Here is a 12,370-nt window from a genome sequence, read left to right on the forward strand (position 1 = left end):
TTGCGGAAAAAACCCGCAATGCACTAAAAGAAAGCAAGAATTGCGCCAGGCTGGAGTGGGCGCTTCCGCACCGTTGCGGGCGCGGCCGGCCTATTTGACGAACTGGTTGAGCTGGATGATGGGCATGAGCACGGCCAGCACGATGAGCATGACCACCAGCCCCATGACGACGATGAGCAGCGGCTCGAGGATCGTGGCCAGGTGCATGGCACGGCGCTGGACCTCGGTGGACAGCTGGGTGGCGGCACGCTGCAGCATCAGCGGCAGCTGGCCCGTCTGCTCGCCCAGCCGGGCGAACATGGCGACCAGGCCCGGAAAGCGCTTCTTCTGAGCCAGGGCCGAGGCCAGTGGCGCGCCTTCGCGCACCAGCACCAGCGCATCCATGGCATCGGCGCGCAGCGCGCGGTTGTTGAGCGTCTCGGCCGCAGCCTGCAAGGCCTTGAGAATGGGCACGCCCGCTCCGGCCAGCATGGCCAGCGTGCCGGCAAAGCGCGCCGCGTTATAGCTGCGCGAGAGTCGGCCTATGAGCGGCAGGCGCAGCCACTGGGCATCGAAGCGCTCGCGAAACGCCTCGTTCCTGAGCGCCAGCCGAAAGCCCACGGCAGCCAGCAGCAGCACGGCCAGCATGAGCCAGCCGTAGTGGCGCACAAAGTCGCTGATGCCGAGCATGACCACGGTGAGAAACGGCAGCGCACGCTTGGTGCCGGCAAACACGCCGGCCACCTGCGGCACCACATAGCTGACCAGAAAGATCACGATGACGATGGCCACCAGCGTCACGATGGCTGGATACAGCGAGGCGCCGATGAGCTTGGACTGCAAGGCCTGGCGCGCCTCCAGGTCGTCGGCCAGGTTTTCCAGCACCGGACCCAGGCTGCCGCTGGATTCGCCGGCGCCGATCACGGCGCAAAAGATATCGGAAAACTCGCGTGGATGCTGTTCCAGCGCCCTGGCAAAGCTGGAGCCGGCATTGACCTCGGCCCTCAGCGCTGCGACCAGCTGATGCTGGCGTTCGTCCTCGGCTTCCTCGGACAGCGCAGCCAGTGCGCGTTCTATGGGCAGGCCGGAGCTGACCAGGCCCGATAGCTGGCGGGTCCATACCGCGAGGCTGGTGGAGTTGAAGACCGGGCGCGTGAACCATCCGGAAGCGCCGGTGCGGCCCTGACCCTTGCCTGCGGCGACGGGCTCGACCTGCAGCGGCACCAGGGCCTGGCTGCGCAGCTGGCTGCGCGCGGCACGGGCGTTGTCGGCTTCCAGGGTGCCCTTGCGGGTCTGGCCCTGGGCATCCAGGGCTTCAAAGGTAAAGGCGGGCATGCGCGAATCGATCTGACGGGTGAGGAGTTAGTGCAGATAGTAGCGACTAATGATGTCAGCACTTCGGCGTTTGAGAGAGCGAACCCGGCTTGACGCAGGTCAGGACTGCCGCGGCTGAGGTCGGCACAATGGTCTGCCGATTCAAGAATGCGAGGTTTCGATGCTCAAGGACAAGGTTGCATTGGTGACGGGGGCTGCATCCGGCATAGGCCGTTGTGTGGCGCTGACATGGGCCAGGGAAGGCGCGCGGGTGGTGCTGGCCGACCTCAACGAGGAGCAGGGCCAGGAGAGCGCGGCCCTGGTGCGCGAGCTGGGTGCAGAGGCACTGTATCTGCGCGCCGACGCCGGCAGCCCGGCGGATCATGAAGCGCTGGTGGCCCTGACCATGCGCCACTTCGGCAGGCTGGACGTGGCCTGCAACAACGCCGGCATCGGCGGAGCCAGCGCGCCAACCGCCGACTATCCACTCGATGCCTGGGAGCAGGTGCTGCGCGTCAATCTCTCGGGTGTCTTCTATGCCTGCAAATACCAGATTGCCGCCATGCTGCAAGGCGGTGGCGGCTCCATCATCAATATGGCGTCCATACTCGGCGCCGTGGGCTTTGCCAACTCTGCGGCCTATACGGCGGCCAAGCATGGCGTGCTGGGCCTGACCAAGGCGGCAGCGCTCGAATATTCGGCCCGGGGCGTGCGAATCAATGCCGTGGGGCCGGGCTTTGTCCAGACCCCCATGATCAGCGGTCTGGAGCAGGACCCGGCCACGCATGCGGCGCTGGTGGCGGCCCACCCCATGGGACGGCTGGGCCAGCCCGAGGAGATCGCCGAGCTGGTGGCCTGGCTGGCCAGTGACCGCGCGTCGTTTGTGACGGGCGCTTATTACCCGGTCGACGGCGGTTACTTGGCGCGCTGAGTGGTCTGCAGCGGTTTGCTATAGGTTTTGATGGCCCTGCGCTTGACTGGCAAGCGCTGCGGGCCAAAACCTTAAACGACTGGCGCCATGGCGGCGGCTTGCATATCGCCGTCGATCTCGTCGGCGCGCACCGAGGCTGCACGCTGCAGCAGCGGCGTGGCATAGGCCTCGAATTCGGGCCGCCTGGGCAAGCTGCCGTCCATCATGCTCCAGCCGATATAGCTGGCCAGATACAGATCGGCGGCCGTGAAGTGGTCGCCGCAGACATAGCGTTTGCCGGCCACCGCATGCAGCAATGTGTTCAGCACATCGTCAAAGCGACCAAAGCCCGCGCTTATGGCCTGCTGATGAGTTTGCGATTGCAGCCAGCCTTCGTTGCGGGCGGTTGTGACGGCCTCCACCGGCCCGGCGACAAAGAACAGCCAGCGAAAGTAGCTGGCCCGTTCCGGGCTGCCCATTGCCGGGGCCAGTCGTTTCTCGGGAAAAAGCTCGGCCAGATAGGCGAGGATGGCTCCGGTCTCGGTGACCACGGCATCGCCATGCTGCAGCGCCGGGACCTTGCCCATGGGGTTGATGGACAGGTACTCGGGCGACTTCATCTCGGGTCCGAATTCCAGGTCAACGGTTTCATAGTCGGCGCCGCATTCCTCCAGCATCCAGCGCACCATGCGGGCGCGTGATCTGGGGTTGCTGAAAAAGCGCAGCTTGGGTTGCTGAGGTGTGGACATTGCGGCTCTCCTTGGCGGGCTGTTGTGACATGGCAAAAACGCCATGCAGCCAATGTAGGAGCGGGGGCTGACAGTTTCTGTCAGCAGCGCCGCTCAATCCAGCGTGTAGCCGGTTTCGTCCAGCCAGCGCTGTATCAGTGCCTGACGTCGCTGCGGATAGCGTTCTCCGAGATCCTCCAGCGCGTCCACGCGGTCGGCGCGAAAGTGACGAAAGGCCTGGCGCAACTCGCACCATGCCGAGACCACGCGGCTGCGCTCGAAGTAGGCCATGGCAAACGGCCAGACCCGGCGCTGGCTCGGCACGCCATGCTGGTCCCGGTAATGCAGCACGACCTTGTGTTCGGCGCGGATGGCGCGGCGCAGCGCGGCCTGCCAGGGCTCGGCCGGCGGATCTGTCTGCATATTGGGAACCAGCAGGCCGCTGGTATCGACGGCGATGCGCAGCTCCAGCGGCAGTGCTGTGCGTATGCGGTCCATGGCGGCGGTGGCAGCCTGGGCCAGTTGCGGATCGGCCTGCAGGCTGGCCCAGCGAGCGCCCAGCAGCAGGGCCTCCAGCTCGTCGGCGTTGAACATCAGCGGCGGCAGCAGAAAGCCGGGCCGCATCTCGAAGCCTATGCCGGGGTCGCCCAGGATGTCGGCGCCCTGGGTGCGCAAGGTGGCAATATCGCGATACAGCGTGCGCAGGCTGATGCCCAGCGCCTGGGCCAGCTCGGGCCCGGTCTGCGGCTGACGGGCGCGGCGCAGCGTATCCAGCAATTGCAGCAGACGGGCGGAACGGCTCATGGGCGAAATCTGAGAGGTGAACGACGCAGGAGTTTGGCATGCTCTCATGCCGGGACGCTGGTTTGTCGTTCTCTCTGCACTCCCTCCTACCGCGCAGCGTGAGAGGAGGGAGCTGCCAGGTCCGCTCAGGAGGCAGTGTTCATTGCGCCAGCCGTGATCTCCAGGCTGCGCAGGCGCAGCTCGGCGTCATAGACATCGCTGACGATCATGAATTCATCGGCCTGGGTCTCGTCGGCCAGCTTTTGCAGCCCCTGGCGCACGGTATCGGGGCCGCCGATGACGCCCACTGCCAGGAAATCGGCAATCGCCGCCTGGGCGCGCCCATCCAGCTGCTCCCAGAAGTCCGGTACCGGGGGCATGAGGCGGGTGCGGTTGCCGGTCAGAATGCCGAGCACGCGCTGATAGGTGCTGCTGGCCAGAAACCGCGCCTCTTCATCGCTGGGGGCTGCAATCACGGGCACGCCGACAATCGCGTAAGGCTTGGCCAGCGTGGCACTGGGCTTGAACATCTGGCGATACAGGGCCAGGGCCTGGTGCAGCATGCGCGGCGCAAAGTGCGAGGCAAAGGCGTAGGGCAGGCCCATGTGTGCAGCCAGCTGGGCCGAGAACAGACTGGAGCCCAGCAGCCAGATCGGGACATGCGTGCCCGCGCCCGGCATGGCGATGATGCGGGCGCCGTCCTGGTGATCGCCCAGCAGACGCTGCAGCTCCTGTACGTCGCGCGGGAAGTCCTCCTCGGTCTCCACGCGGTCGCGGCGCAGGGCGCGCATGGTCGCACCGTCGGTGCCCGGCGCGCGGCCCAGGCCCAGGTCGATGCGGCCCGGGTAGAGCTCGGCCAGTGTGCCGAAGGCCTCGGCCACCACCAGCGGTGCATGGTTGGGCAGCATGATGCCCCCCGAGCCCACACGAATCCTCTGCGTGGCGCCTGCGATGTGGCCGATCAGCACGGCCGTGGCCGAACTAGCAATGCCCGGCATATTGTGGTGCTCGGCCAGCCAGTAGCGGGTGAAGCCCAGCTTTTCAGCCTGCTGCGCGGTGCGCACGGCAATCTGCAGAGCATCGGCCACCGTTCCGCCTTCGCGCACGGCGACCAGGTCCAGCATGGACAGCTTGACGTTGTTCAGGGATTTCATGGCGATTGATCTATATGGTTTTGATAGCTTGCAGCGTTTTCTGGGTCAGCGTTTGCGGCCGATCTCACGTCCAAGCACAATGCCGACCAGCACACCCCAGGCCAGCAGCACGGCGGCCATGGCGTAATAGCTGCTGCCGGCCTGCATGGCGAATACCGAGCCCAGCAAGGCCACCAGCGCCGCCATGCGGATTACGCGGCGCAACTGGTCCACGGGAAGACGGCCCTTGATGTTGAACAGCACGGCGAGGCTGATGACAGCCAGGGCGATCAGCAGCAGAAACAGATCGCCGCCATAGGGCTGGACGGAAGTGCGAAGGTTTTCAAGCATGGCAACGATTCTGGCAAAGCTCAATGACCGCTGCTGGCTGAGGCCATGCATGAAAAAGCCCACCGAGAGGTGGGCTGTGCTGCGCTAGGGCGGGGAGTCAGTTCAGGCCGAGGGCGCCAAGCAGCGCATCGGCGGCAGTGCCATTGAGCCGCTGCTGATTGCTGACCATCTGCTTGTCCCGATAGCCGACATAGGTGATGCCGCCCCGTTCGACGAACAGGCGATAGTTCTGGAAGTTGCTGACATTGAGCTGGGTGGGCTCCTGTGCGAAGCGCAGCACCTTGGCATCTGCCTGGGTGGCGATGCTGTAATTGCTGACCAGAATCGTCTTGCAGGTGGACACGCCGTTGATGAACAGGGTCCGGTTGTTGGGCAAGGTGCTCATATCGCCCTCGCATTCATAAAAGCGTGCGCGCTGTTCGCCGCCGTTCTCGAAACCCACCATATAGCGCTTGTAGGCGGCGCTGCCATCGGGCTTGAGATAGTCGCGGCGGCTGACCAGCACGCGCGAGTTGTTGCCATGCACATCGGCGGCCGAGACATTGGGCGCAAAGTCGCCGGCATTCCAGGCGATGAATTCCGCAAGCGTGGCGCTGCGCCAGGTGCTGGTGTCAGGGTTGTTCGGTGCGTCGGCACGGGCAATGGTGGCGCGGTTGGCGTTGTTGCTCAGGTAGTAGTCGCTGCCGCCCAGGTCGGTGACGGTGCGATAGCTGAGCGTGGAGCCGCTGGGGAAGGTCGTTTCGGCCGGAAGCTGATCGGGTCTCGGGCCCCAGTTGGCAAAGCTGCCGTCGGCAGAGTCCTGCCACGGGGCGGAGCGGATCTCGGTGACGATGTCACGCATCTTCAGGCCTGCGATATTGCGCACACTCTGCTTGGCTCTGCTGACCAGGCTCTTGCAGTACAGGGATTCGCTCTCTCCGCTCGCGAGGCTGGTGACCTGCTGCACGAAGTCCGTGGGGCAGGCAAACCATTCGCTGCCGGTCCAATAGATCTGAGGCCTTGCCCAGGGCTGCTCCTGGCCGCTGACCACGCGCTCGCGGAACTCCGTGAAATAGCGTTTGCCGTTCGCATCGGGAGTGTTCTGCTCGGCCGTGGCTTCGAAGGCCCGGATGTAGTAGTTGCTGGTGTCGGTAAAGCTGAGCCAGCGCAGCTGCGTGCTCGCCGTGGGGCCGCCGGCCTCGGGGATGCTGGTTTGCGACTGCATGGCTGCGATCAGGCCCACATTGCCGGCCGTGACGCCCGAAGCGCTGGCCACCTGCTGGGCGGCGGTTTCCATGGCGGATTGCTTGTCCTTCATGGAGCTGCTGGTGTCGCTGAGGGCGGGATTGTCCAGCACGGCCGTGGCCAGGGTTTGCAGCTGCTGCAGCAGCACGCTGTTGACGGCGGCGTTGAGCTGTACCGAAGTCAGCGGCGCGCCGTCGACGCCTGTGGCGCCTGCCGTGTTGCTGAGCTGGGTCTGGGTGGTCACCACGATCAGGCGCGCTATGGTGGCGGCCAGCTTGCCGGCGTTGCTGTCGTCCTGGGTGAAATCCGCCAGCACCGAAGTGCCCAGGCCCAGCTGGCTCTGGATGGCTGCTGCCGCATCGGCGGTGCTGCTGCCCGTGGCCTGGCTGTGCGCCTGGACCAGGGTGCTCAGCGGGCTGACGACACCAGGCTGATCGGCGGGTGCTCGCAATATGAAAGCCACGGGAACGGCGCCGGTGTCGGCATCGACAGAGTCCTTGGTGACCAGGGCCAGAATCGGGAATTTGCCCACATCGGCCTCTGGCACTTCCAGGCTGGCCTGACCGGCGGCATTGGTGACGGCACTGGGCTCCCCTGCGTCGCAGCTGCCGTTGTCGTTTCTGTCCATGCAGACCCTGACGTTTTGCAAGGCGCCGTCGATCACGGTGGTGGAGATCGATTTTGTGGCCGGAGCCGGGGCGGGCGACGGAGCAGGAGAAGCGCTGTCGCTGCCGCCGCCGCAGCCGGCAATGGAGGCAATCAGGACCAGGGTGCCCAGGGACACCGAGCGGCGGATGAATGGAGTTGTGGTGAGTGCTTGTGACATGGCAGCCTTTGGTTGATAGAGTGGCTGCCGTTGTTTGTAAGCACTTGTTGTCGCGAAAACATCACCAAATTGGGTGAAGGGTTTGCAGCTATTTCAAAGTGTGAGTAAATGAAATGAATCCCCAGCGAAGCTCCATGAGGTGCTTGCTGTGGCGAGCCTTGGAAGGAGGCTCTATGGCGGTAGCGCATCTGCCTTTGATGTTGCAGGAACGGTTGCCCGCATTGATTGCGGCCATCTACGAGTCGGCACTGGAGCCGGCGCGCTGGCAGGGCTTTCTGGCCTTGTTCGGCGCGGCCCTGCGTTCACCGGCCAGCGTCATCTGGGCCAACGACTTTGCGCAGCGGACGGTGGATCTGGACGGGGGTTTTGGCACTTTCGGCGCCAGTCAGGGCTTTGCCGCCGCCGAACTGGAAAGCTTTGCCACGCACTACTGTCAGTGCAATGTCTGGCTGCAGGACCAGAGTCTGCATAGACCGGGCACGGTGGTGAATTCCTCCACACTGTTTCCCGACCGGAACCTGCCGGGTACCGAGTGGTATGGCGACTGGCTGCGACCTCAGGACCTGTTCTATTCCTGCGCGGCCGTGGTCGACAATCAGCATGACCGATCGTTCAACATCACCGTTGTCAGGCCGCATGCCGTGGGTGCCTACAGCGCCGAAGAGCTGGGCCTTGTGCAGCAGCTCATGCCGCACCTGCAGAGCGCATTTGCAATTCACCGACGCCTGTACCGTACCCAGGCATTGCTGAATGCATCGCTGGCCGTACTGGAGGATCTGCCGGTAGGCGTGGTTCTTCTGGACGAACGTGCGGCCGTGATGCATGCCAGCAGCCGAGCCTTGCGCCTGATGGAGCAAAGCCAGCTGATGTATCGCGCGGCCGACGAGAGCCTGCAGGCCACCAATGCCGCAGACCAGCGCTGGCTGCAGAAAGCCATGCGGGACTGTGTTGCCACGGGGCTGGGCAAGGCGTTGCACCACGGGCGGGCCAGCCGCTTCACAGGGCTGGCCGGACAGCAGTTGCAGGTCATGGTGTCGCCCTTGCCCATACATAGCAGCCCTTATGGCGAGCGCAGTGCTGCCATGCTGCTGATCAGCGATCCGGCGCTGCGCATTCCTTGGCTGCAGGATTTGCTGCGCAATCTCTATCGGCTCACGCTGGCAGAGGCTCAACTGGCCCAGGCGCTGATCAATGGCTGGACCCTGCAGGAGTTCGCCGAGAGACAGGGCCTGTCCATCCATACCGCGCGTTCGCAATTCAAATCGGCGGCGCTCAAGGTCGGTGTGGGGCGGCAGGCCGATTTCGTGCGCGTGCTGCTCACGGGGCCTGCCATGCTGCGCTGGCGCGAGTGAGTCTCGGGTCCTCAGTCGCGCGTGACGCGCATCACCTCGGCTTGCGTGGTGATGCCTTCGCGAACCAGGCGTTCGCCATCCTCGCGCATGAGCTGCATGCCTGCAGCCATGGCAGTCTCGCGGATCTCGGCCTCGCTGGCACCGCGATGGATCTGGGCGCGAATCGCATCGTCCACGGCCAGCAGCTCGAAGATGCCGGTGCGGCCACGGTAGCCACTGGGCTCGCTCAGGTCGACCTTGCGTACCAGGCGCTGTGCCAGCACTCCCAGCAGCGATGAGGACAGCAAAAAGGGCTCGACCCCCATGTCGATCAGGCGGGTGACGGCGCTGGGTGCGTCGTTGGTGTGCAGCGTGGCCAGTACCAGGTGGCCGGTGAGCGAAGCCTGGATGGCGATCTGCGCGGTTTCGAAGTCGCGGATTTCGCCGATCATGATCACGTCAGGGTCCTGGCGCAGCAGGGCGCGCAAGGCCTTGGCAAAGGTAAGCTCGATTTTGGCGTTGACCTGGGTCTGGCCCACGCCGGCCAGCTCATATTCGATGGGGTCTTCCACCGTCATGATGTTGCTGTGGCTGGCATCCATGCGCTGCAGCGCGGCGTAGAGCGTGGTGGTCTTGCCCGAGCCCGTGGGGCCGGTGACCAGCACGATGCCGTGCGGCTGCGCCGTGAGATGGGTAAAGCGCCTGAGCGTCTCGCCGCCCATGCCCACGGCTTCCAGGCTGAGCTTGCTCTCGCTCTTGTCCAGCAGGCGCAGCACGGCACGCTCGCCGTGGGCGCTGGGCAGGGTGGAGACGCGCACGTCAATGGCTCGCGTGCCCAGGCGCAGGCTGATGCGCCCGTCCTGGGGCAGACGTTTCTCGGCAATGTCCAGATCGGCCATGATCTTCAGGCGGCTGATCAGAGCGGCGTGCAGGGCGCGATTGGGCTGAACCACCTCGCGCAGATCGCCGTCCACGCGAAAGCGCACGCTGGAATGGCGTTCGTAGGGCTCGATGTGGATGTCCGAAGCACCGTCGCGCGCAGCCTGCGTGAGCAGGGCGTTGAGCATGCGGATAATGGGGGCGTCGTCGGCGGTTTCCAGCAAGTCCTCCACGGCTGGCAGGTCCTGCATCATGCGCGTCAGATCGGCGTCGGACTCGACCTCGCTGACCACCATGGCGGCGCTGGAGTCGCTTTGCGCATAGGCCGCGCTGATGCGATGGGCCAGCGCGCCGCTGTCCAGCAACTGCCAGCGTTGCACCGCGTGCTTGCGCTGCACTTCGGAGATGGCCGACCAGTCGGGTTGCGGACCATGCCAGAGCACGGGCTCCTGGCCGTCATCCTCGATCAGCAGCTGGCTGCTGCGGGCAAAGCCATAGGGCAGGGGGTAGCGCATGCGTGGCCTTCGCTTACAGGGTGCCCGGGGGCAGGGTGGCGGGCGTCACAGGCGTCACGGTCACAGGCTGGCCGTTCACCGTGGGCTGACCCGGGCGCGTGAAGTCCACGATCTCGGGCTTGGCCCCGGGAACGATGGCCACATTGGGCACGCTCGCCGGTGCAGCACCGCTGGATGCGGGCAGCAAGGGCGCGGCATTGACATTGCGCATCAGCAGATTGGGGTCGGGCTGCACGGTTTGCTGCATGCCGCGAATGGACTCATAGCGGTCCTGCGAGAGCTGGCTGGTGGAGTTGGCGTCACGCAGCACGGTGGGGCGCAGAAACACCATCAGATTGGTTTTCTTGCGCTCGCGGCTGGTGTTGCGAAACAGATTGCCCAGCAAGGGAATGTCGCCCAGCAGCGGCACGCGCTCCTGGCTCTGGCTGTATTCGTCGGCAATCAGGCCGCCCAGCACCACGATGGCGCCGTCCTCGACCAGTACATTCGACTCGATGGAGCGCTTGGTGGTGGTGGCACCGGACTGTGCATTCGCCGTCCCCTGCTTGACCGCCGAGTTCTCCTGGTAGACGGCCATCTTGATGGTGCCGTTCTCGTTGATCTGCGGACGAATCTTGAGCAGCGTACCCACGTCCTTGCGCTCATAGGTGGTGAAGGGATTGACCGAGCCCGAGGTGCCGGCGGTGTTGGTATAGGAGCCTGTGGGGAAGGGCACGTTCTCGCCCACCATGATGCTGGCCTCCTCGTTGTCCAGCGTCATCAGATTGGGCGTGGAGAGAATGTTGGTGTCGCCGTCGCCCTGCATCAGGTTGACCAGAGCGCCCAGGCTGGTGTTGCCGTTGACGTTCTGGGTGAAGCCCAGGTTCATGCCCTTCATGCCGCCGATCGCCGAGGCCTGGCTGTCGGTGAGAGGCGTGCCGTTGACCAGATTGCCCACGGCCCCTGACAGGCCGAAGATGTTCGAGATACCGCTGATGGAAGTGCCGTTGCCGAGCACGCCCAGCACGCGGCCGTTGTTGCGGATCACCGAGCTCCATTGCACGCCGAGCTGGGCCGCTTTGTCGGCGGAGACTTCGACAATCAGGGCTTCGATCAGTACCTGGGCGCGGCGGCCGTCGAGCTTGTCGATGACGGTGCGCAATTGACGGTACAGCGGGCCGGGGGCGGTGATGATCAGCGAGTTGGTCGTGGGGTCGGCCTGGATCATGCCGCCCGTGGAGGGTTGCTGAGCCGTGCCGAAGCGCGAGCTGGGGCCGCTGTTGCCGCCGCCCAGGCCTACGGTGGCGCTGCCGTCCGTGCCGCGCGAGATCACGGGCTGGGAGCTTGCTGCATTCGTGGTCGAGCCGGCGGCTGCCGTCATGCCCGGCTGGCCACCCAGGGCGGTGCTGGCGCTGGTCTGGGCGTTGATGGCGGCACGCAGCGTGGCGGCCAGGGACACCGCGTCGGCGTTCTTGAGATACACCACATGGATGTTGCCGTCGTCACCGTTGCCCGTCATGGCCGGCTGGTCCAGACGCGCGATCAGCGAGCGGATCTGCGACAGCTTGGCCGGGTTGGCCGCACGGATCAGCACCGAGTTGCTGCGCGGCTCGGCCAGTATGGAGGTGCGGAAGCTGGTGTCCGCCTGGCCTGCTGCCGCGCCGGCTCCGGCCTGGACCACGCCGCCTGCGGTGGCAGAGCCGCCTTCCATCAGACGGTTGACCAGGGCCACCATATCGGCGGCCACGGCATGGCGCAGCGCGATGACTTCCACATCGGTGGCGTTGGATACATCGGTGCTGGTGATGATGCGCGAGATGCGCTGCAGATTGTCCGCGTAGTCGGTGATGATCAGCGAGTTGTTGCCGGGGTTGACGTTGATGGTGTTGTTGGGGCTGATCAGCGGCCGCAGCACGGGCACCAGATTGTTGGCGTTCTCGTAGTTGAGCTTGAAGATCTGCGTGACGATCTGTCCGCCGCCAGCCTGACTGCCGCGTCCGCCCTGGCCGACGGAGACCTCGCTGGACTGCAGCTTGGCATCGGCTTCGGGAATCACCTTGAACAGACCTGCCGACTCCGTCACCGTGAAGCCCTGCATGCGCAGTGCCGCCAGGTATTGCTGATAGGCAGTGGCAGGCGAGACGGCCTTGTCGGTCAGCAGCGTGATCTGGCCCTTGACGCGCGGATCCACCACCACATTGCGATTGGTGATGGCTGCCATGGCGCGCGACACGGCCTCGATATCGGCATTGGTGAAGTTCAGCGTGACCGGCTCGCCAGGTCGCAAACTGGGAGTGGCATTCGCTTGTCCGCTCTGGGTTTGAGCATGAATAGGTGCTGAAATGCAGACGGCAAGCGAGGCAACAGCTATCGAATGCAGTGTGTTTTGCCAGGCGGTGCGTGAATGCTGAGTCATGT

10 protein-coding genes are annotated in these 12,370 nt (G+C 64.9%); 2 read left to right on the top strand and 8 right to left on the bottom strand.

The annotated features are described in order from the left end of the window. Nucleotides 1–90 precede the first annotated feature (90 nt). Nucleotides 91–1,314 (bottom strand): type II secretion system inner membrane protein GspF, encoded by a 1,224-nt coding sequence (gene gspF / locus CSE6_RS01825; RefSeq protein WP_003061898.1) that lies wholly within the window; start codon nucleotides 1,312–1,314, stop codon nucleotides 91–93. 160 nt (nucleotides 1,315–1,474) lie between these two features. On the opposite strand from gspF, the gene CSE6_RS01830 reads away from it, so the two are divergent. Next, complete coding sequence (locus CSE6_RS01830; protein ID WP_012836997.1) at nucleotides 1,475–2,224, top strand: SDR family NAD(P)-dependent oxidoreductase; 750 nt, start codon at nucleotides 1,475–1,477, stop codon at nucleotides 2,222–2,224. A gap of 71 nt (nucleotides 2,225–2,295) precedes the next feature. On the opposite strand, the gene CSE6_RS01835 is transcribed toward CSE6_RS01830, so the two are convergent. The 5 genes from CSE6_RS01835 to CSE6_RS01855 form a co-directional block, all read right to left on the bottom strand. Beyond that, nucleotides 2,296–2,952: a glutathione S-transferase family protein gene (locus CSE6_RS01835; protein ID WP_034357334.1), complete on the bottom strand. Its 657-nt coding sequence runs from the start codon at nucleotides 2,950–2,952 to the stop codon at nucleotides 2,296–2,298. 93 nt (nucleotides 2,953–3,045) lie between these two features. Continuing rightward, nucleotides 3,046–3,735 (bottom strand): YafY family protein, encoded by a 690-nt coding sequence (locus tag CSE6_RS01840; RefSeq protein ID WP_034381465.1) that lies wholly within the window; start codon nucleotides 3,733–3,735, stop codon nucleotides 3,046–3,048. A gap of 125 nt (nucleotides 3,736–3,860) precedes the next feature. After that, nucleotides 3,861–4,868 carry an LLM class flavin-dependent oxidoreductase gene (locus CSE6_RS01845; protein WP_059439772.1) on the bottom strand — a complete coding sequence of 336 codons (1,008 nt, stop codon included), beginning with the start codon at nucleotides 4,866–4,868 and terminating at the stop codon, nucleotides 3,861–3,863. A gap of 45 nt (nucleotides 4,869–4,913) precedes the next feature. Further along, a complete protein-coding gene (locus tag CSE6_RS01850; RefSeq protein WP_059439880.1) occupies nucleotides 4,914–5,198 on the bottom strand; it encodes a hypothetical protein in 285 nt (94 codons plus the stop codon). Between the two features lie 97 nt (nucleotides 5,199–5,295). Beyond that, nucleotides 5,296–7,248, bottom strand: a complete 1,953-nt coding sequence (locus CSE6_RS01855) for a hypothetical protein (RefSeq protein WP_059439773.1) — start codon at nucleotides 7,246–7,248, stop codon at nucleotides 5,296–5,298. Nucleotides 7,249–7,421: 173 nt separating this feature from the next. Here CSE6_RS01855 and CSE6_RS01860 point away from each other — a divergent pair, with 173 nt between their 5' ends. Further along, entirely contained in the window at nucleotides 7,422–8,600 is a 1,179-nt protein-coding gene (locus CSE6_RS01860; RefSeq protein WP_059439774.1) for a helix-turn-helix transcriptional regulator, read from the top strand. Between the two features lie 11 nt (nucleotides 8,601–8,611). Here the strand turns inward: CSE6_RS01860 and CSE6_RS01865 are convergent, their stop codons facing one another. Continuing rightward, entirely contained in the window at nucleotides 8,612–9,973 is a 1,362-nt protein-coding gene (locus CSE6_RS01865; protein WP_034357344.1) for a GspE/PulE family protein, read from the bottom strand. Nucleotides 9,974–9,986: 13 nt separating this feature from the next. Beyond that, nucleotides 9,987–12,368, bottom strand: a complete 2,382-nt coding sequence (gene gspD / locus CSE6_RS01870; RefSeq protein ID WP_059439775.1) for a type II secretion system secretin GspD — start codon at nucleotides 12,366–12,368, stop codon at nucleotides 9,987–9,989. Nucleotides 12,369–12,370 lie beyond the last annotated feature (2 nt).

Origin of the sequence: Comamonas sp. E6, from assembly GCF_001010305.1 — a bacterium.
GTDB classification, from domain to species: domain Bacteria; phylum Pseudomonadota; class Gammaproteobacteria; order Burkholderiales; family Burkholderiaceae_C; genus Comamonas; species Comamonas thiooxydans.